Below are 18,043 nucleotides of genomic sequence, written 5' to 3'. Positions count from 1 at the left end.
GATGTCGGTTCCCTCCATCCTGCCTGTGCAGAAGCAGGCAAGGGTGAGGTTGTTCGCCTATTAAAGGAGGTCGTGAGCTGGGTTTAGACCGTCGTGAGACAGGTCGGCTGCTATCTATTGGGGGTGCGAGATGCCTGACGAGAACACTCGTATAGTACGAGAGGAACTACGAGTGGTCGCCACTGGTGTACCGGTTGTCCGAGAGGGCACACGCCGGGCAGCCACGCGACACGGGGTAAGAGCTGAACGCATCTAAGCTCGAAACCCACTTGGAAAAGAGGCATCGTCGAGGTCACTCGTAGAAGACGAGTTCGATAGACTCGGGGTGTACGCGCCGAGGCAACGAGGCGTTCAGCCCGCGAGCACTAACAGACCGAGCCAGCATTCATACGCACTGAACCCGTCGGACGGGTCCAGGCGCTAACTGGATCGCACGTGCATTCGGCTTCGAACCGACGCGGCCGCGGCGCCGCGTCGGACCACAACCGACGCAGGCACTGCTACGGTTCGATTCCGTAGGTCGGCGTTAAGGCGGCCAGAGCGGCGGGGTCACACCCGTACCCATCCCGAACACGGAAGTTAAGCCCGTCTGCGTACCGGCAAGTACTGGAGTGCGCGAGCCTCTGGGAACACCGGTTCGCCGCCTCCCACTCATACTTCATTCATCCTCGTGAGCGACGCCCATCGCGCGTCGCTCGTTCCACGTTCGGAGAGATTCGTCTCTCACCGCTGTCGGGCGGTCCGTCGGGATCGTCGCGTTTCGCGCGCTCACCGCCCGCACGGATAGATCACCCGACTAGCAAACAGTTACCGTAAAGCGGAACACCTCGACATTCGGCAAGGACCTCACCGATCGGAATGATCACGAAATGCGGTTCTTTCTGCCGTTAGTAACGGTGTACTCGTTTGAAGCAAAGAGAATTGACCGCTTTCATTCATATCCACCATCCCGGTTTTGTCGATACGTTTATGTTCTCCGTCGTCAGGGATGTGGACGACAGCAATGGACGCACAGCCTTCAGCGGCCGAGTCCGAAGGGGCGCTACACCTGTTTCTCGATTCCCGGGCGCTGTTCGACCGGCTCGGCTCGGCGTCGACGGAGGACGATCTCCTCGCCGTCAGCTTTCGCTGGGCTCCCGAAGAGTGGGTCCGGTGGTGGCGCGCGGGCGTCGGGACGACGGTACCGAAGCCGGAGATCATCGACGCTCGCGCGGAGATCGACGCGGATCGGCCCGGACCGACGGAATCGAGGGGCGACCGTCCGGCGGACGACTCCGCGTTCGTCGGCGCCCTCGGACCCGTCGATCCGAGCGCGGCTCTCGACGGGATCGTCCGCCGCGTCGAGAGCGGAGACCGAGACGCTCGGACGATCGTCTGCTTCGATTCGCTGGCCCCCTCGATCGACCGAAGCGAGGGTGCCGACGTGCGGACGTTTCTACGGGGCCTCCGGCGTTCTCTCGACGGAGCGGACGCGCTCGGCTACTTCCACGTCGCGCCGGACTCGCCCGACGCCGCGGCGGTCGAGGCGGTTCGATCGTCGTTCGACGCCGTCCACGACGGAACCGGACGGAGCGATCCGACGCGCGCTCAGCCGAACTCGATCCGAATCCGCCTCGACGGACTCCGCGGCGACGACCCCACGAACTACGGCTACCTCCGTCGTCACTGGACGGAGGTGCGGCGCGGCATCGAAGCGACGGACCGGAACTACCCGCAGGCACGTCAGATCTCGCGCGAACTGTCGGACACCGAGCTGACCTCCCGGACGCTCGGCGGCGCGCTGATGGCGCTCGCGCGGTTGGGTCTCATCGGAGTCTGGGACGACACCGTCGGCCCGAACCGGTACGATCTGACGGAGTACGATCCGACGGCCTTCGACGCCCTCGGCGCCCTCCTCGAAGATGACGAAGAAGAGATCTGAGACGACCGCCGCCCGCCGCTCCCGGCCGTCGACGGCGCGACGGGTCGGTCACTCCGGCGGGTCGGGGGGCGAGAGCGCGTGGGAGACGACCGTCCCGTCGGGTTCGAGCGTCACCGTCCCGAGCGCGACCGTCTCGCCGGTCGGGGTGGTCCGAGAGATCCGTCGCAACACCGACTCCTTGTCGAGTCGGTCCCAGACGACCCGCTCGACGAGTCGCTGAAACTCCTCGGGGTCCGTCCAGCCGGAATCGATGTCCGAGGGAACGCGGACGAGAAAACGGAGTTCGGTCTCTGTGACGTGGATCCCGACGCCGAAGGTGTCGCCGCCGTCGCTCATACCGGCCGATCGGAGCCCCGGGGGCAAATGTGCTCCGACCGCGCCGGCGGCGGTTCCGGCGTCGGTGCGCCGGGCGGCACGGGCGGTGGTGCGGTGGATGGTGGCGCAACCGCCCGGGACGGCGACCGCGGATACGGACAACCATAACCTCAGCGCACACAGACAACCTCACGCACACGACGCACAGGTAGAACGGCTTTTCTCCGTCGCTCGGGCAGAACGGGTAATGGGCTACAAGATCGGACTGGTGGGCAAGCCCTCGGTCGGAAAATCGAGTTTCTTCAACGCCGCGACGATGAACGACGTGCCGGAGGGGGCCTATCCCTTCACGACAATCGACCCGAGCGTCGGCGAGGCGTACGTCCGGGTCGAGTGCGCGGCGCCGGAGTTCGGCGAGACGTGCACGCCGAGCGTCGGCTTCTGCGACGAGGGCACGCGATTCGTCCCGGTCAGACTCGTCGACGTGGCGGGACTCATCCCCGGCGCGCACGAGGGGAGGGGCCTCGGCAACCAGTTTTTGACCGACCTGAACGAGGCGGACGTGCTCGTACACGTCGTCGACTTCTCCGGCGAGACCGACCTCGAAGGCGAGGCGACGGAGGGACACGATCCGCGGAGGGACGTCGACTTCCTGGAGGACGAACTCGACATGTGGTACCTCGAAATCCTCGAAAAGGGGATCGAGCGGTACCACAGCGGCTACGCGGGCGAGGAAAAACGCGTCGAAGACGACCTCGCGGAGCAGATGAGCGCCTTCCGGACGAACGGGGACGAGATCAAGGCGACGATCCGCTCGCTCGGCCTGGAGCTCGATCCCGACACGTGGGACGAGGGGGACAGAGAGGCGCTCGCACGGGAGATCAGAAAGCGGACCAAGTCGATGGTGATCGCGGCGAACAAGATGGACGAGCCCGCGGCCCGGGAGAACTTCGAGGAGATCGCCGCGGATCCGGCGTACGAGCACCTCACGTTCGTTCCGACGAGCGCGCACGCCGAGAAAGCGCTGAAGAAGGCGGCGGAGGCCGGTGTCGTCGACTACCGCGCCGGCGACGCGACCTTCGAGGTCGTCGGCGACCTGACCGAGGGACAGTGCGACGGCCTGGAGCGGATCGGCGAGTTCGTCGAGGAGTACGGGGGAACGGGCGTCCAGCGGGTACTGGAAGCCGCGCTGTTCGACGAACTGGGCGGCATCGCCGTCTTCCCCGGCAGCGCGAACGGCGAGCGGGACGAGAAGGGCGTCTTCCGCGACTGTTTCGTCCTCCCCGAGGGATCGACGACGGAGGACTTCGCGTACCACCTGCACACGGACATCGGCGACGGACTGCTCCACGGCGTCGACTGCCGGGCGAAGCGGCAGATCGGCGCGGACCGCGAACTCGAACATCGGGACGTCGTCGAGATCGTCTCGACGAACTGAGCGTCGGAGACGGTCCGTCCCTCGCGAGCAGTCCCGGCGGTCGGATCGCCAGCAAACATTTAGTCCGAGACCGGCTAACGTAGTAATAGGGTGTGCGTCACCCGGGTGATTCCATGTCATCGAGGAGAAACCCGTTCCGAGATATCGAGCGAATGTTCGAGCGGATGAGCCGCCAGTTCGAGGACATGCCGTGGAACTGGCAGAGCGAGTTCGGCGAGCAACCGCTCTGGAGCGAATCGCCGAGCGTGGACCTCGCCGAGCGCGACGAGGAGTACGTCGTCACCGTCGACCTCCCCGGCTTCGACAAGGACGAAATCACGGTCCAGCTGTCGGACAGGACCCTCCAGATCAAAGCCGAACGGAGCGAGGAGACGGACCAGCGCGACGAGCGATTCATCCGACAGGAACGCTCCCACCGCTCCGTGAGCCGGTCGATCTCGATTCCGGAGCAGGTCCGCGAGGACGACGTCTCCGCGTCGTACAACAACGGCGTGCTGACCGTCACGCTCCCGAAGACGGGAACGGACGGGGAGTCGGGTCGGCGGATCGACATCGAGTAATCGACGGCTCCTTTTTCGCCGCCGGCGTTCGATTCAGGGCCCAGACGTGGCGAGTTCGAACGTTCTGGCCCGGCGCGAACGAAGGAAGTAGCCTCGGGTGCTACGTAGCGGCACGGAGACGCTGAATATGGAAGGTGCGCTGCTCGTTCTCGGATTGCTCGTCGCCGCGTTCGTCGGGTACAACATCGGCGGTTCGTCGACCGGCGTCGCCTTCGGTCCCGCCGTCGGCAGCAGGATCGTCGGGAAGCTCGCGGCCGCCGCGCTCTTCACCGGGTTCGCGTTCCTGGGCGGGTGGACCGTCGGCCGAAACGTCGTCGAGACGATGAGCGAGGGGATCGTCCCAGCCGACCAGTTCACGCTCGGCGCGAGCACCGCGGTGCTCTTTTTCACCGGGCTCGCGCTCCTGATCTCGAACCTCTTCGGGGTGCCCGCCTCCACGTCCATGACCGCGGTCGGAGCGATCGTCGGGCTCGGGCTGGCGACCGACACCCTCAACGAGACCGTGATGTTCACGATCGTCTCGGCGTGGATCGTCGCGCCGGTCGCGGCGTTCTGGATCGGCGCGGTGATCGGTCGCTACGTCTACCCGCACCTCGACGCGCGGTTCTCCTTCGCCCGAATCGAGGGGCGGCTGATCAGGCTCGACCGCTCCGGACGCGTCCCCCGACCCGCGCTGGGCGAGAACGTGACCGCGCGCGACGTCTTCGGCTCGCTCCTGGTGCTCGCCATCGCCTGTTACATGGGGTTCAGCGCCGGCGCGTCGAACGTGGCGAACGCGGTCGCGCCCCTCGTCGGCAACGGCGTCATCACGGTCGAGGAGGGGGTCTTCCTCGCCATCGGGGCCATCGGCCTCGGCGGCTTCACCATCGCCCGGCGGACGCTCGACACCGTCGGCGAGGGGATCACCGACCTGCCGATCCTCGCGGCGCTCATCGTCTCTGCGGTGGGCGCGACGGTCATCACAATCCTCTCGGAGCTGGGCATCCCTGCGAGCCTCGCGGTGAGCACCACCTCGTGCATCATCGGCCTCGGCTGGGGGCGGGCGAGCCGCGCGGTCTCGCTGACCGAGGCGGCGACCACCGCGGTCGAGGGCGACGGCGGTCCGGGCCTCTCGGCCGGCGCGCTCGTCGCCGAACGCGGCGCTTCCGAGCACGCCCGCGGTCCGACGGTCGGGACGCTCGCCGCCGCGGAGCCGGCACGGGACGAGCGATTTTCGTCGGCCGACGGCGACGCCGCGCCGCACGTGCCGAAGATCGGGGAGGAGGATCCGGACGAGCTGGTCGGAGCGAGCCTGTTCGACCCCGCGGCGACGGGTCGGATCGTCCTGCTGTGGGTCCTCTCGCCGAGCCTCTCGGCGGTGGGATCGTACCTCCTGTTCGAACTCCTCCTGTGAAGCCGAATCGGGAGTCGGTCGGTGAAGCCGAATTGGGGGACGGGACCGGAACGAGAATCGGTGGCCGAAACGAGCGTCGGCTCCGCCGCGGTCGACGGTGATCTGCCGATCGCCGGCGCGCGTCGCCGCGTCCGCCGTCGGGACCAACGCTTACAGCTCTCACCCGGACGCGGGTCGGCGGGCTCGCGCCCGGCGAGGAGTTCGTGCTAGTCAGTGACCGCGATCCGTCGCTGGTCCGCGGCTACCGGCCCGACCTCGCCGATCCGAACCGCCGGCCGGGTCGCCTCAGATCTCGCCCGGATGTGCGTCGACATAGTCGGCGGTTTCGGCCGCGATCGAAAGAGGTCGGCGACGGCCGAACGCCTCGACTACGTTCGCCTCTCCGTCCCGTCCTTGTCAGCCTCGACGGCGTCCGACCAATTCGACCCGCCGGCCGCCGCGGTTCTGGCCGTCTCAGCCGCTCGGATCTCTGCGGCGCTCGTCGCCGCGCCGTCGCTCCCGCCGTCGGCGACGGCGGTTTCGAGTTTCCGGTCGAACCACTCCCACTCGTTCGTGAGCAGGTCGTCCCGTTCGAGGCCCCAGGGGTCGCCCGTCTCGACTCTCGGCCCTTCGAGCCACGACTGGACGAGGTTCCAGACGAAGACGATCTGCCCGAGCGCCAGGAGGAACGCGCCGAGCGTCGCGAGCTGGTGGAGCAGCGCGAAGTACTCGGTCGGGCCGACCGGGAGATCGTAGGTGGCGTACCGGCGGGGCATGCCGCCATACCCGAGCAGGATCATCGGGAAGAAGGTCAGGTTGGTCCCGACCATCGACAGCCAGAAGTGCCACTTCGCGAGCGTCCGCTGGTACATCCGGCCGGTGTAGATCGGGAACCAGTAGTAGGCGCCGGCGAAGATCGCGAAGGCGATCGCGCCCATGATCACGTAGTGAAAGTGGGCGACGACGTGGTACGTGTCGTGCAGCACGAGGTCGACCGGGATCGACGCCTCGAAGACGCCGGTGACGCCGCCGATTATGAAGTTGGCGACGAAGCCGATGCAGAACAGCATCGGCGCGGTCAATCGGAGGCTCCCGTTCCACATCGTCGTGATCCAGTTGAACGTTTTGACCGCGCTCGGGATCGCGATGGCGATCGACACCGCCATGAAGCTCATTCGCAGGCGGGGGTCGATGCCGGTGGCGAACATGTGATGGGCCCACACGCCGAACGAGAGGACGCCCAGCGCCAAGGTCGAGTAGACGACGAACTTGAACCCGAACAGCCGCCGCCCCGAAAACCGCGGGAGGATGTAGCTGACCAGTCCCATCGGCGGCAGGACGAGAATGTACACTTCGGGGTGACCGAAGAACCAGAACAGGTGCTGCCACAGGAGCGGCCCGCCGCCGTCGACCGCGAAGAACGTCGTGCCGAAGTTCCGGTCGAACAGTAGCATCACCAGGGCGCTGCCGAGGAGGGGGAACGAAAAGAGGATGAGCCCCGACTGGGTGAGGATCGTCCACGAGAAGATGTCGAGGTTGGCCCAGGTGACCTCCTCGGCGCGCTCCGTGAAGATGGTGGCGATGAAGTTGATCGCGCCCATCGTCGCGCTGATCCCCGACAGGTGCAGCCCCAACAGCATCAGATCGACGCCCGCGCCGCCGACGGCGTCGCCGCCGGCCCCGGTCGAAAGCGGGGCGTACATCGTCCACCCCGTCTGCGCCGGGCCCGCGTCGATCCCGAGCGCGGGGAGGAAGAAGCCGCCCCAGATGAGCAGCGCGGCGGGCGGGAGGAGCCAGAAGGCGATGGCGTTGATCCGCGGGAACGCCATGTCGTCCGCCCCGATCAGCAACGGGACGAAGTAGTTGGCGAAGGCGGCGATGACGGGGGTACCGAAGAGAAAGAGCATCGTGATGCCGTGACTCGTCAACAGCGCGTTGTACGTCGTCGGGGCGACGACGTCCCCCGCGGGCGTCAGAAGCTCCGTCCGCATCACCAGCACGGCGAGGCCGCCCCACGCGAACGACGCGAGCGCGAACGCGCCGTACATGAGGCCGACGTCCTTGTGGTCGACAGTCGTGAGCCACCGGACGAACCCGGCCGGCTTCTCTCGACGAGCGTACCCGGTCCGTTCGCCCGCGGCGGCCCGCCCGTCGGTCGGCGCGTACGACCGCCAGTTTTCGACTCTCGCCAGCCACGCGCCGACCGCGGCCAGGAGGAGTCCCATCAGAACGGCGAACGCGATCTGTGCGGTTGTCGCAGCCATGGCGGGGGTTTCGCCTTTCCGCCCAAGGAGATTGTCCGGAACATATTCGGTTCGGCCGACGCTCGCCGCCGATCGGCGCCAGGCGACGACGGGAGGGTTTCGACGCGTCGAAGCCGCCCGATCGCGGCTCGATTCCCGCTCTGCGGCCCGATCCTCTACGCTACGGTCCGACGCAGGCTCCGCGCGCTTTCGGCGACGAAGACGGCGAAGACCGCGCCGAGCGCGGCCGCCTCGACGCCGCCGAGCGCGTAGCCGAGGGCGGCTCCGCCGCAGACGAACGCCAGTTCGAGCCGTCGAGCGGCCGGAATCGCCCGCAGAACGGACGCAACGGACGCGGCGCGCGAGTCGCGGCTCACTCGCACTCGTAGGTGCGCGGCTCGCCGCCGCGCGGCAGCGGGACCGGCTCCGCGTCCGCGTCGAGCGCGTGAACCGAGTACCGGTGCGTCTCGCTCGCGGGGCACAGCCACACGTCGTCGGCGTACCAGGCGAACAGCTTCGTCGCGCGCTCGTAGGCCGCCTCCGGGGTCGGTGCGGTGACGCTCCCGACGTGCCGAAGCGGATCGCACTCGGTTTCCCGCACGAACAGTTCCCACTCGCGTTCGACCGCGGCCCGCGGGTGATCGCCCACGCGCGATCTGGTTACCGGCTCGACCATGGTACCGATCGGTCCGGACCGACGAAACGACCTTCCCCGATCATGTTCGGCCGAATGCCGCGAGGACGGGTCAGACGATCCGCGCGAGCGCGCGCTCGACCCGCCGTCGCTCCTCGCGGAGCTCGGCGAGTGCGTCCAGCGCGTCCGCGAGGATCGGGTGATCGACGTCGAGCGGTCCGTAGAGGTAGTGGCACAGCCGAACCGCCGTTCCGTCGTGCCCCGCCGCGGTTCGCTGGTTCCGGAGCTGTCCCTGCCGCCGTTCGAGCAACTCGTCGAGCTCCGCTTCCGCCGCCAGCAGGCGCTCGCGCGCGTCAAGGAGTTCCTCGAACCGTTTCGCGCGGAGCGGGCGATCGGTCAGACACTCGCCCTCCCCGTCGAGTGACGCGAGGCGCTCGCGGGCCGAATCGAGGGCCCGTCGCTCCCGTCGAACCGCGTCGCGGAACGAGCGACGGAGGAGAGGCTCCGTCGGCAGGCGCGGACGAGCAGCTCCCGGAGCGCGTCCGTGAACCGATCGGACGTTCGAAGCAGTTCGGCGGTCTCCGCGCCGAACTCGGCGGCGACGCTCTCCTCGAACGTGTCCCCGTACTCGTCCTCGTAGTGCGGCGCGCTCATGACCGTCTCCCGGTACGCCGTCCGAACCCGGTCGAGCGCCGGCGACGCGGACCGGCCCTCGCCGATCGACCGTATCGCGCCGGCGGGCGTCGGCGCGGTGGCGCTCCCCGCGGGTCGGCGCGTCTCCAGCGCCCCGATTCGACGCCGGAACCGCCGAACCGCGTCGCGTTCGGCGTCGACCCGCGCGATCTCCTCGTCGACGAGTTCGAGCGCGGCGTCGATCCGACGGCCGAACCGCGACATCGGTCGACGCTACTCCGGGACGCGCAGCCCGCCCTCGTCCGCCCGACGCGGCAGCGGCCCGTCGTACCCGTCGGGGACGTACGGGCAGAGCGGGTCGCTCGCGAGCGGATCGCCGGCCGTCGCGTACGCCCGCGACCGACTTCCGCCGCAGACCCGCCGGCACGGACAGACGCCGCACTTCCCCCGGAGCGCGTCCGGGTCGCGCAGCGATCTGAACAGCTCCGAGTCGCGGTACGCGTCGACGACAGACGTTTCGCGGACGTTGCCAGCCGACGCGGGCAGGAAGCCGGAGGGGTAGACCTCGCCGGTGTGGCTCACGAAGGCGAATCCGTCGCCGGCGGTGATTCCGCCGCGGCGGCGGATCCCCTCGTCCGCCCGCCGCTGGAGGACGACCCGGCGGTAGTGCGGCGCTTCGGTGGTCTTGACGCCGAACGGGGCCTCGGCGCTCGCGTCGGCGAGCCACTCCATCACGCGCTCGCTCCGCTCGGGCGAGATCGGCTCCAGCACTCGCCCCCGACCGACCGGGACGAGAAAGAAGACGCTCCAGAGGACCGCGCCGAGGTCCTCGACCAGATCGCGGATCCCGGGCAGCTCGTCGACGGTCTCCGCGCAGACGGTCGTGTTGATCTGGATCGGAACGCCGGCCGCCCGCGCGTCGCGCGCCGCCCGGAGCGTCTGCGCGAAGCTGCCGGTCTCCCCGCGGAAGGCGTCGTGCGCCGCCGCGATCGCCCCGTCGACGCTCAGCGCCATTCGGCGGATCCCCGCGCGGGCCAGCGCGTCGATCCGGTCCGGGGTCAGAGAGTCGGTCCCGCTCGGCGTGATCGTCATTCGCAGCCCGCGCTCCGTCCCGTAGTCGACGAGATCGACCACGTCGTCGCGCTTCAGCGGATCGCCGCCCGAGAGCACGACGAGCTGCCCCTCGCCGAACTCGCGCGCCTGCCGGAGGAGGCGCTTTCCCTCCGCCGTCGTGAGTTCGTCGGGGTGGCGGTTCGGCCGGGCGTCGGCGCGGCAGTGTTCGCACGCGAGGTCGCACGCCCGCGTCAGTTCCCAGATGAGGACGAGCGGTCGTCGGCTCGTGTCGATGTTCGGATTCATGGTGTCGGTGTCGTGGTCCGCGGCGACGAGCGCCGAGTCGACGATCGTCACCGCCGCGTTCGTCGCCGCGGCTCGGAACGCCGCGGCGGTTCCTGGCTCACGTCCCGTCTCGGCTCCGGACCGGCCTGTACTGACGCGGTGATTCCCGGCGACTGAGAATCGTCCGGGAACCGTTTATCGCGCCGGTTCGAACGCCGGCCATGGAACCCGAGTCGGACGGCGGACCGCTTCGGGACGTCCAGTGGGCGAGCTACGTCCGGGTGATCCGGACCCGCCACTCGTCGTCGCCGACGCGGTCGGTCTCGTAGTCGAACCCCCTGCGCGCGAGCACCGCGTACAGCGGCCGCGGCTCGAAACTGTTGACGAGGACGAGCGCGTCCTCGGGGCCGAGCGCGTCGAGTGCGGCCATGATGTCCGTGAACGGTTCCCCGTCTATCTCCCGCACGTCGAGCCGGCGCGTCGCGTCTTCGGCGGCTCCGTTTCCGCGGGTTGGCGAATCCGAGCTCATCACCGGTCCTACTTCGAACGCTCAGGTAGGGTTAGCGCCGACCATGTTCGGAGTGGGGGATCGTCGGGCGTCAGCGGGTACGGGAGATCAGCGCGGCCCGGCGCGCCGGGCGCCGATACCGACGAGCAGCCGGGTGAGCACGTAGGCGTACCCGAGCGCCCCGGCCAACGAGAGCAGCTCTCCCGCGACCGTGAGGAGGGTGATTCCCCCGACGAGTCCGACCACATCCGAGAACAGGCCGGCGCTCAACAGCCCGACGACGCCGAGCGCGCCGCGGTCGCTCGCCCAGCGGAAGCGCCCGGCCGTCGGCGGGTAGAACTGGAACGCGAACCCGACGATCGAGAGGCCGAGAAAGCCGAGCAGATTGAGCCGGAGGTGGGCGTCGACGAGCGCGGGTGCGATCGATCCGAACGCGAACGAGAGCCCGAGCGACGCCCCGAGCGCGCCCGAAACGGCGCCGCATAGCACCCCGTAGAGGCCGACGCGGCGGCGATCGGAGCGAGAAAACAGGACGAGACAGACGGCCGCGAACCCGATCAGCGCGACGCCCTGCGCGAGGGCGCCGACGCGGAACCAGACGCCGCCCGGGAGGCGAAAGGCGACGAGCGCCGGACCGACGCTGCCGGCCGGCAGTACGACCGCGACGAGTGACCGCGGCGCGGGGACGCCGAAGAATCGCGGCAGCAGGCGAACGCCGAGCGCGAGCACGAGCAGGCCTGCCGCGCCCGCGGCGAGCAGGTGGGACGGGCGCGGCGGGTACCCGTCCGCGAGCGGCGGTAGTTCGGCCGCCGCCGCGAGAACTTCGTACGAGCCGACGGCGAGGTAGCCGAGCGCCACCGGAACGAACCGGTTCGCGTACCGATCGACCCGCCGGTGTTCCGCCCTCGCGTCGCTCGTTCCGGTTTCGGGACCGGCGAGGCTGCCCCGAATCGTCCGGACGAGCGCCCCGAGAAAGATCGCGACGCCGAGACACCAGGCGAGCGCGCCGAGTGTCTCGACGAGCGGGGGGACGTCCCACAGCGCCGAAGCGGTCAGCGAGAGCGTCCCGCCGGCGGCGAGCGGGAGGTGGACCGCCGGCGCGCGACCGCTCCCGAGGGTTCGGCCGAAGTACGACGGGACGAGCAGGTACGCCTTCCCGAACACCATGTGAAAGACGAACCCGAAGAGCGCGAGCGTCACCTCGGCCCGGCGGGGGATCCCCGGCAGGGTGCCCGCCTGCCACGCCACGAGGAACGTGGCGCTCAGGATCGAAAACCGCCGCGACCACCGACTCGCTCCCCCTGCGACCATCCGATCAGAACGGCGAGTCGGACCGGGTCGGGGACGGGTCCATCGAATCCGTCTCCCCCGGAACCGTTCCGGTCTCCAGAAACGCCGCTTCGAGGCGGTCGAGCTCCTCGTTGATCGAACCGTGCCGGTGGTGCATCTCGGCGACGCGCACGCGCACGAGATCGTAGTCGTGTCGCTCGCGCAGCCCGTTCCACGCGCGGAACGAGCCGACGGTGAGCGTGCGGCTCTGCGGGCAGAAGGGCGTCGTCGGCGTGAACTCCGCGCGGAGCGTCGCCGGGTCGTCCGCCTCCTCGGCGTAGCGGTAGCCGGCGTTCGGGTGGCGTCGATCGAGGTTGAGCCTGGCGAGGTTGTACCCGAAGGTCATGTCGTAGACGCCGCGCTCCTCGAAGAGGTCGCGCGTCAGCCGGTGGAAGTCGACGTGCGCGCCGTCGACGAGGACGTCGTGTCCGTCGAGGAACGCCCCCGGCCGCGGGAGGTGATCCGGCTCGAACGACCCGTCGTCGTCGAACGCGTCGTCGTCGCCGGCGAACGGCGAGCGGAATCCGTACATACCCGTCCGAACGGCGCGCGCCACGCTATCGGTACTCCCGAACGGGTTCGGGATTCGGCGTTCTGTGTGTCACCGCGCCCCCGCGCCGCGTCGCCGGAAGAAGACGCCGGCGAGCGACCGCGGCCCGTGGTTTCGGATCACGAGGAGGAGGTTCGCCGCGAACAGTCCGAACCCGCCGACGGCCAACACCCCGCCGGCGACGGCGACGGGCGTCGGCGCGACGCCCGCGCCCGCCAGTACGATCCCGAGGTTGCCGAGACCGATCGCCCAGAAGTCGATCGCGGCGAGCCGACCGCTGTAGAGGTCGTCGATCAGCGGCACCGCGTCGAACCCGAGGCGGTCGCTGTACCGGTGGACCCAGACGATGAACGGCACGATGTGGTAGAGCGAACCGGCGACGACGAAGCCGACGACGCCGACCGCGAGGAGGTGCTCCGCCCCGGGCGGTCCGAACAGCACCGCGTGCGGCAGCGGATCCCGGAGCCACGCCGGCGCGGTGTAGCCCGCCCAGAGCGCGAGCGACGCGGCGACGACCGCGTAGCGCGAGAGCATCGGCGTCCGCTCCACGCGCGTCTCGTGCAGTCGCCGCCCGAGGAGGATCGCGAACGCGACGACCGCCGCGAGAATGAGTCCGGCCCCGAGACGGCCCGGCGCGAGTCGCCCGAACAGCCTCCCCCCGGCGAGCAGGAGCACGCCGGCCGGGTAGCAGACCTCCTCGACGCGCTTGCACGCGAAGTCGATCCCGCGGAGCTTCGTCTGCGTGAACATGGTTCCGAGCTGGTAGAGCGCGCCGAAGACCGTCGTCAGGACCGCGCCGAACACGGCGAGCGTCGCGTGAGCGCGGACGACGTCGTGCCGACCGATCCCCGCGAGCGGGAACACAGGGCGCGCGAGGTCGAGCGCGAGGAGGTACCCGAGAGCGGTGAGGAAGACGAAGAAGCCGAGCGCGAGCGCGAAGTGCCGCTCGGTCACGTCGAGGCGACGGTCGATCCGGGCGATAGTCCGGGCGAGGTTGTAGACGAACGTCCAGAACCCGAGGAGCATCAGCCCGCCGAAGACCGCGAGCCAGGGGAGCCGAGCCGAGAACAGCGCGCCGGCGAACCCGGCCAGCCCGCCCGCGACGAGCGCGAGCTGAAGCGTCGCCAGCCGGCGCGAGTGGAGCGGGACGTTCGACCAGACGGGGACGAACTGCGTCATCGCACCCATGATCGTGATGCACACCCACCCTGCGAGGAGGAGGTGAACGTGCGCGAGGCCGCCGAGACCGAACGACAGCCCGGCGGCGTTCGCGACGCCCGCGAGGCTGCCGGCGAGAAGGAAACCGAGGCCGACGACGAAGTGCCGGAGCGGGATCGTCATGGGCGGCTGCCGGTCCGTGTCGATTCCGCCGGGAACGACGCTCATGGCGTCGGTTACGCGGCCGCCCACGCTGCATCTACTCCCGAACACGTTCGCGTCGAGGGGTCGCGCCTCCGAGCCGCCGCTCGCGCCGGCCCCGTCGCGTTACTCGCCCGCCCGCGTCTCGCCGCGCGGAGCTTCGCCCGATTCGCCGTCGACGGCCACCTGCGGGAGGGTCCGCGCGAACCGCTTTATCACCCTCTCCTCCGCGCGGTGGAGCGTCTCGCTGACCGTCGACTTCGCCGCGCCGAGACCGTCGGCCAGTTCCGTCAGCGTGCAGCGCCTGGGCGTGTCGTAGTACCCGCGTTCGACGGCGGCCGTCAGCACCTCCCGCTGCCGTTCGGTCAACAGCCGCTCGGAGTCCGCCGATTCGTACAGGTAGACGACCTCGAACCGCATCCCGAACTGTTCGAGCTGCGTCTTGAGCATGGACAGCTGGGCGTGCGGGGCGACGGCTTCGAGCGTCGCCCGCCCGTCCCGGATTTCGACCGGGAGTTCGAGCGGCATCCCGGCGTCGCGGACCGACAGCAGCAACAGCGGCTCGGTGGTCGTAAACTGCACGAGCACAGACTCCGACGCGCGCTCTAAGAGCTCCAGTTCCGTCACTCCCTCGTGGCGGTCCATCGCGCGGAGCACGTCGGCCAGGTTCGGTCCGTCGATCTCGAGGAGGCCGACGCCCGTGTCCTCCGACGGGAGGGCAGCGAGCACCCGGAACCTCGTCTCGGGGAACTCGGTCGAAACGTCGGCGATCCAGATCCCGTCCGGCAGCGCGATGTCGAGTTTGGCGCGGGGCATGGTCCGAACACGTTCGAACGATACGCGCCCGCCGCCCAATACGTCTTGCCGAATATGTTCGGGGGATTCCGGGGTGTGCGGCGATAGTCTCGAAACGCGTTCGGCCAGGTCGCGAGAACATGTTCGGCGGAACGCTCGGGTGTCGTCGCCCCGACGCTTCCGATATGCCCGAAAACGACCCGCCCCGGATCGGCGAGCTCTTCGAGCGGACGGACGCGCCGGCGGACCGACCCAGAGACCTCCTGGACGTCCGCGAGCTCGGCCCGCCGCACCCGTTGAAGCGGACCCTCGAAACGCTCGTCGACCTCGACGAGCGAGCCGTGCTCGTCCAGCTGAACGACCGCGCGCCGCAGCACCTGTACCCGAAACTGCGCGACCGCGGATTCGACTACGCGACCGTGGAGACGGACGAGTGCGTGGTCACGGCGATCTGGCGCTGACCGGCGGCGAGGGCGCGGCGCTTCGCCGACCGCCGCAGTTCACTCGTCGTCGCCGCGAGCTAGCACGACCAGCGCGACGCTGTCGGTCTCCGCGAGCGGTGAAATCTCCCGCTCGCCGTCGAAACGGATGACCTCGCCGGCCTCGACCGGGTAGGTCTCGTCGTCGAGGTCGAGCGCGAGCCGCCCGGAGAGGACGTGGAGGACGACGCGGCGACCCGGGTGCCGGTGAGCGGGGACGCGTTCGCCCGCCGCGAGGCGGAGGCGGACGGTCCTGGGCTCGGCGTCCGGGAAGACGACCGCGTGCGGCTCGGCCTCGAGATCGTCCAGGGAGACGGTCTCCGGCATCTACTTCTTCGGGAAGCGGGCCACGTACTCGCGCGGTCCGCGTCGTTCGACCTCGTAGCGTTCGGCGTCGAAGTCGTCCTCCTCGGCCCGCATCTCGTAGAAGAGCGGCTTCGGCTCGTGGTCGTTCACGAGTTCGAGCGCGTCGCCGCTATCGAGCGAGGCGAACGCGGCTTTGATTTTCGGGTGACGCTCCGCCGGCGGAAGGTCTCGAACGTCCAGTCGAGTCATGCGGTCGAACGTAGCGGGACCGCCCTTATCGCGCTTCCCGCGAACGTGTTCGGCGATCGCGTCGCCCCCGCCGGTGGTCAAACGCGCCCGGCACCCTCGCCGACGACCGGGTATTCCCCCGTCCTCCCCCGATCCGACGGGGGCGGCTTCCGATTCGACGACTCTCCGTCGGGCGGTGCGAATCGACGGATCGGAGAAACCGTCCGCGATCCTCAGAACCGAATTCGACGTCCGACCAACAATACTATAACGAAATCTAACCTGTATTCCAACGCCGATGAAAACCGTATTTCCCGGATGGGGACCGACTGTCGTCCGTTTCGGAGTCGGTACCGTCATGTTCGTCCACGGCGCGGGAAAGCTCCTCGGAATCGGGCCGGCGGCGTCCGGCGTCGCCGGATTCGCGAACACGCTGGGCGGGCTCGGTTTCCCCGCTCCCGGCCTCCTCGCGTGGGCCGTCGCGCTCGTCGAGGCGGTCGGCGGACTGTTCGTCCTGCTCGGACTGTTCACGCAGGTCGCCGCGCTCCTCGTCGCGCTCGTCATGCTCGTCGCGACGGTCGCGGTGCACCTCCCGAACGGTTTCCTCGTCTCCGAGGGCGGCGCCGAGTTCACGTTCCTCCTCTTCGTCGCGGCGGTCTCGCTGGTCTTCACCGGCGCCGGGCGGCTCTCGATCGATCGGGATCTGCTGGGGCGGGAACACCGAACGTGAACCCCCGCGGGTCGGTCGTTCGGAGGATGTCCGTCCGTGGCACCGATCTCTCGCCTCGGAGAACCGAACCGCCGGCTGCGTGCCGCTCCCGCTCCGGGAGTCGCGGTTTCAGGCCGGCGATCTGACTTCGGACTCGGGACGCCTCCGGCCGTCGGACGCGCCGACCTCGTCGACCGGTATCGCGTCGTAGTGGCCGAGCGTCCGTCCGGATATCCGGACCCGGTAGGTCTTTCCGACCTCGACCGTCCCGTACACGTGGTGGTTCTCGTACGTGCCGAATCCGTCGGCCACCGAGGCGGGCTTGACGACGGTGAGAGTCACTTCGTCGCCGATCGAGAGGTCCGGTTCCATAATTGCAACTCGTGATCGCGGAGCATAATATTTACTATGATAGAAATAAATGATCCCATCGGAGCGAGGCGGTCGGCGCGGGTGTCGCGGCCGAAACGGCGCGAACGAGCGTGTCGGCCCGCCGTCGAGTCGTCGGTCCGACCGATCGAGCGGCCGCAAGTCAATTTATGCTTCGAGCGCCTTTCACTGCAGTACGCTAAGAGGCCGTGATAGAACGTGGGCACGGTAATCGAAGCACACAGAAACGGACGACAGTATCCCGTCATCTGCTGGGAGCGGTGGACCGAAGAGCTCCCGAACGCCGACAGCGACTACTCCGTCGGGATCCAACAGTGGATCTGCCCCACGGAGATGTACGAGACGGGGTTTCACCCCGAGGTGTTCACCGGCGGCTTCACCGTGGTGGGTTCGACCACCGTTCTCTGCGAGGAGGACACGATCTTCCACTTCACGGCGGAGCGGCAGGCCGTCTCGAACAGTTCGAAGGGGCTCACGGGGATCCGCGTCTTCGAGCGGTCGTTCCCGCCGCAGGCGCGACACCTCGCGGAGGAGTTCTGTATCGAGTACCAGTCGCGCCCGATTTTCGAGTGACCGGTTCGAGGCGTGTCACCGACTCCTCCGGTCAGGTATCACGTAAGTAATTGTACTACCGCCGTGGAAGACATCGCACAGATAGCGGTATCACGCGCGACCAGAACTGGCGAAACGTGGCGGAAGTTCGCCGCAACTCGGACGTTTCGCGGCAGTCGATACAAATATCTCGTAGGATAGACACGGAACAAACGGACGCTGTCGAGTCGGCGTCGAAGAGTTCCGCTCACCAGTCGATTTCTCGGAATCACGGACGAAATCCGACAAGTATTCAGTTCTCAGCGTTGCTCGCCCGCCGACGTCAATTAGTCGACTCGTCGCGCCGCTCACTCGACACCGAGCGGTTGTACAATTACTTACCTC

General features: G+C 68.6%; 20 protein-coding genes, 2 rRNA genes and 1 pseudogene. 9 read left to right on the top strand and 14 right to left on the bottom strand.

Features of this window, described 5'->3' with window-relative positions; all coding sequences use genetic code 11:
* The 3 genes from CNO20_RS20155 to CNO20_RS20145 form a co-directional block, all read left to right on the top strand.
* Nucleotides 1–389 (top strand): 23S ribosomal RNA (locus CNO20_RS20155); the annotation flags it as partial.
* Nucleotides 390–527: 138 nt separating this feature from the next.
* A 5S ribosomal RNA gene (gene rrf / locus CNO20_RS20150) occupies nt 528–649 on the top strand.
* 354 nt (nt 650–1,003) lie between these two features.
* Nucleotides 1,004–1,921, top strand: a complete 918-nt coding sequence (locus CNO20_RS20145; protein WP_101298001.1) for a DUF7504 family protein — start codon at nt 1,004–1,006, stop codon at nt 1,919–1,921.
* A gap of 48 nt (nt 1,922–1,969) precedes the next feature.
* Here the strand turns inward: CNO20_RS20145 and CNO20_RS20140 are convergent, their stop codons facing one another.
* Nucleotides 1,970–2,257 carry a DUF8124 family protein gene (locus tag CNO20_RS20140; RefSeq protein ID WP_101298000.1) on the bottom strand — a complete coding sequence of 96 codons (288 nt, stop codon included), beginning with the start codon at nt 2,255–2,257 and terminating at the stop codon, nt 1,970–1,972.
* 226 nt (nt 2,258–2,483) lie between these two features.
* Here CNO20_RS20140 and CNO20_RS20135 point away from each other — a divergent pair, with 226 nt between their 5' ends.
* From CNO20_RS20135 to CNO20_RS20125, 3 genes are all read left to right on the top strand, one after another.
* Entirely contained in the window at nt 2,484–3,674 is a 1,191-nt protein-coding gene (locus CNO20_RS20135; RefSeq protein ID WP_101297999.1) for a redox-regulated ATPase YchF, read from the top strand.
* A gap of 113 nt (nt 3,675–3,787) precedes the next feature.
* The gene (gene hsp14, locus CNO20_RS20130) at nt 3,788–4,234 is read left to right on the top strand and encodes an archaeal heat shock protein Hsp14 (protein ID WP_101297998.1); all 447 of its coding nucleotides are present in this window, start codon (nt 3,788–3,790) and stop codon (nt 4,232–4,234) included.
* Nucleotides 4,235–4,361: 127 nt separating this feature from the next.
* Nucleotides 4,362–5,627, top strand: a complete 1,266-nt coding sequence (locus CNO20_RS20125; RefSeq protein ID WP_101297997.1) for an inorganic phosphate transporter — start codon at nt 4,362–4,364, stop codon at nt 5,625–5,627.
* Nucleotides 5,628–5,995: 368 nt separating this feature from the next.
* Here the strand turns inward: CNO20_RS20125 and CNO20_RS20120 are convergent, their stop codons facing one another.
* The 10 genes and pseudogenes from CNO20_RS20120 to CNO20_RS20070 form a co-directional block, all read right to left on the bottom strand.
* Nucleotides 5,996–7,831: a cbb3-type cytochrome c oxidase subunit I gene (locus CNO20_RS20120; protein WP_101298013.1), complete on the bottom strand. Its 1,836-nt coding sequence runs from the start codon at nt 7,829–7,831 to the stop codon at nt 5,996–5,998.
* A 194-nt stretch (nt 7,832–8,025) separates the two neighbouring features.
* Entirely contained in the window at nt 8,026–8,226 is a 201-nt protein-coding gene (locus CNO20_RS20115; RefSeq protein WP_101297996.1) for a hypothetical protein, read from the bottom strand.
* Nucleotides 8,223–8,525, bottom strand: a complete 303-nt coding sequence (locus tag CNO20_RS20110; RefSeq protein ID WP_101297995.1) for an Htur_1727 family rSAM-partnered candidate RiPP — start codon at nt 8,523–8,525, stop codon at nt 8,223–8,225. Before CNO20_RS20110 ends, CNO20_RS20115 begins: the two co-directional genes overlap by 4 nt.
* Nucleotides 8,526–8,595: 70 nt before the next feature.
* Nucleotides 8,596–9,380 (bottom strand): annotated as a pseudogene (locus tag CNO20_RS24555) (DUF7260 family protein).
* A gap of 9 nt (nt 9,381–9,389) precedes the next feature.
* Nucleotides 9,390–10,475 (bottom strand): radical SAM protein, encoded by a 1,086-nt coding sequence (locus CNO20_RS20095; RefSeq protein WP_101298012.1) that lies wholly within the window; start codon nt 10,473–10,475, stop codon nt 9,390–9,392.
* A 250-nt stretch (nt 10,476–10,725) separates the two neighbouring features.
* A complete protein-coding gene (locus CNO20_RS20090; protein WP_101297992.1) occupies nt 10,726–10,983 on the bottom strand; it encodes a DUF2249 domain-containing protein in 258 nt (85 codons plus the stop codon).
* A gap of 87 nt (nt 10,984–11,070) precedes the next feature.
* Nucleotides 11,071–12,273, bottom strand: a complete 1,203-nt coding sequence (locus tag CNO20_RS20085) for a hypothetical protein (RefSeq protein ID WP_101297991.1) — start codon at nt 12,271–12,273, stop codon at nt 11,071–11,073.
* Between the two features lie 4 nt (nt 12,274–12,277).
* Nucleotides 12,278–12,823 carry a DUF7998 family protein gene (locus CNO20_RS20080; protein WP_101297990.1) on the bottom strand — a complete coding sequence of 182 codons (546 nt, stop codon included), beginning with the start codon at nt 12,821–12,823 and terminating at the stop codon, nt 12,278–12,280.
* Between the two features lie 69 nt (nt 12,824–12,892).
* On the bottom strand, nt 12,893–14,227 hold the full coding sequence (locus CNO20_RS20075) for a hypothetical protein (protein ID WP_101297989.1): 1,335 nt from the start codon (nt 14,225–14,227) through the stop codon (nt 12,893–12,895).
* A gap of 99 nt (nt 14,228–14,326) precedes the next feature.
* Nucleotides 14,327–15,016 carry a helix-turn-helix domain-containing protein gene (locus CNO20_RS20070; protein ID WP_101297988.1) on the bottom strand — a complete coding sequence of 230 codons (690 nt, stop codon included), beginning with the start codon at nt 15,014–15,016 and terminating at the stop codon, nt 14,327–14,329.
* Nucleotides 15,017–15,180: 164 nt separating this feature from the next.
* Between CNO20_RS20070 and CNO20_RS20065 the strand changes: the two genes are divergently transcribed.
* Entirely contained in the window at nt 15,181–15,456 is a 276-nt protein-coding gene (locus tag CNO20_RS20065) for a DUF2249 domain-containing protein (protein WP_233204268.1), read from the top strand.
* A gap of 39 nt (nt 15,457–15,495) precedes the next feature.
* Here the strand turns inward: CNO20_RS20065 and CNO20_RS20060 are convergent, their stop codons facing one another.
* Both CNO20_RS20060 and CNO20_RS20055 read right to left on the bottom strand, forming a co-directional pair.
* Nucleotides 15,496–15,801, bottom strand: a complete 306-nt coding sequence (locus CNO20_RS20060; protein ID WP_101297986.1) for a cupin domain-containing protein — start codon at nt 15,799–15,801, stop codon at nt 15,496–15,498.
* On the bottom strand, nt 15,802–16,029 hold the full coding sequence (locus tag CNO20_RS20055; RefSeq protein WP_101298011.1) for a DUF2249 domain-containing protein: 228 nt from the start codon (nt 16,027–16,029) through the stop codon (nt 15,802–15,804).
* Between the two features lie 277 nt (nt 16,030–16,306).
* Between CNO20_RS20055 and CNO20_RS20050 the strand changes: the two genes are divergently transcribed.
* Entirely contained in the window at nt 16,307–16,738 is a 432-nt protein-coding gene (locus CNO20_RS20050; protein WP_101297985.1) for a DoxX family protein, read from the top strand.
* A 108-nt stretch (nt 16,739–16,846) separates the two neighbouring features.
* On the opposite strand, the gene CNO20_RS20045 is transcribed toward CNO20_RS20050, so the two are convergent.
* The gene (locus CNO20_RS20045) at nt 16,847–17,089 is read right to left on the bottom strand and encodes a hypothetical protein (protein WP_101297984.1); all 243 of its coding nucleotides are present in this window, start codon (nt 17,087–17,089) and stop codon (nt 16,847–16,849) included.
* 216 nt (nt 17,090–17,305) lie between these two features.
* Between CNO20_RS20045 and CNO20_RS20040 the strand changes: the two genes are divergently transcribed.
* Nucleotides 17,306–17,680 carry a hypothetical protein gene (locus CNO20_RS20040; RefSeq protein WP_101297983.1) on the top strand — a complete coding sequence of 125 codons (375 nt, stop codon included), beginning with the start codon at nt 17,306–17,308 and terminating at the stop codon, nt 17,678–17,680.
* Nucleotides 17,681–18,043: the final 363 nt, after the last annotated feature.

It is taken from the genome of Halegenticoccus soli (genome assembly GCF_002844195.1).
GTDB classification, from domain to species: Archaea; Halobacteriota; Halobacteria; order Halobacteriales; family Haloferacaceae; genus Halegenticoccus; species Halegenticoccus soli.
The sequence above is the reverse complement of the archived record's forward strand: the minus strand, read 5'-3'. Positions and strand labels throughout refer to the sequence as shown.

Coding starts and splice junctions, on each gene's coding strand:
- CNO20_RS20055 (WP_101298011.1), bottom strand. CDS start 16,029: ATGACTCGACTGGACGTTCGAGACCTTCCGCCGGCGGAGCGTCACCCG.
- CNO20_RS20145 (WP_101298001.1), top strand. CDS start 1,004: ATGGACGCACAGCCTTCAGCGGCCGAGTCCGAAGGGGCGCTACACCTG.
- CNO20_RS20085 (WP_101297991.1), bottom strand. CDS start 12,273: ATGGTCGCAGGGGGAGCGAGTCGGTGGTCGCGGCGGTTTTCGATCCTG.
- CNO20_RS20090 (WP_101297992.1), bottom strand. CDS start 10,983: ATGAGCTCGGATTCGCCAACCCGCGGAAACGGAGCCGCCGAAGACGCG.
- CNO20_RS20065 (WP_233204268.1), top strand. CDS start 15,181: ATGCCCGAAAACGACCCGCCCCGGATCGGCGAGCTCTTCGAGCGGACG.
- CNO20_RS20075 (WP_101297989.1), bottom strand. CDS start 14,227: ATGAGCGTCGTTCCCGGCGGAATCGACACGGACCGGCAGCCGCCCATG.
- CNO20_RS20045 (WP_101297984.1), bottom strand. CDS start 17,089: ATGGAACCGGACCTCTCGATCGGCGACGAAGTGACTCTCACCGTCGTC.
- CNO20_RS20110 (WP_101297995.1), bottom strand. CDS start 8,525: ATGGTCGAGCCGGTAACCAGATCGCGCGTGGGCGATCACCCGCGGGCC.
- CNO20_RS20095 (WP_101298012.1), bottom strand. CDS start 10,475: ATGAATCCGAACATCGACACGAGCCGACGACCGCTCGTCCTCATCTGG.
- CNO20_RS20120 (WP_101298013.1), bottom strand. CDS start 7,831: ATGGGACTCCTCCTGGCCGCGGTCGGCGCGTGGCTGGCGAGAGTCGAA.
- CNO20_RS20125 (WP_101297997.1), top strand. CDS start 4,362: ATGGAAGGTGCGCTGCTCGTTCTCGGATTGCTCGTCGCCGCGTTCGTC.
- hsp14 (WP_101297998.1), top strand. CDS start 3,788: ATGTCATCGAGGAGAAACCCGTTCCGAGATATCGAGCGAATGTTCGAG.
- CNO20_RS20080 (WP_101297990.1), bottom strand. CDS start 12,823: ATGTACGGATTCCGCTCGCCGTTCGCCGGCGACGACGACGCGTTCGAC.
- CNO20_RS20070 (WP_101297988.1), bottom strand. CDS start 15,016: ATGCCCCGCGCCAAACTCGACATCGCGCTGCCGGACGGGATCTGGATC.
- CNO20_RS20135 (WP_101297999.1), top strand. CDS start 2,484: ATGGGCTACAAGATCGGACTGGTGGGCAAGCCCTCGGTCGGAAAATCG.
- CNO20_RS20050 (WP_101297985.1), top strand. CDS start 16,307: ATGAAAACCGTATTTCCCGGATGGGGACCGACTGTCGTCCGTTTCGGA.
- CNO20_RS20140 (WP_101298000.1), bottom strand. CDS start 2,257: ATGAGCGACGGCGGCGACACCTTCGGCGTCGGGATCCACGTCACAGAG.
- CNO20_RS20060 (WP_101297986.1), bottom strand. CDS start 15,801: ATGCCGGAGACCGTCTCCCTGGACGATCTCGAGGCCGAGCCGCACGCG.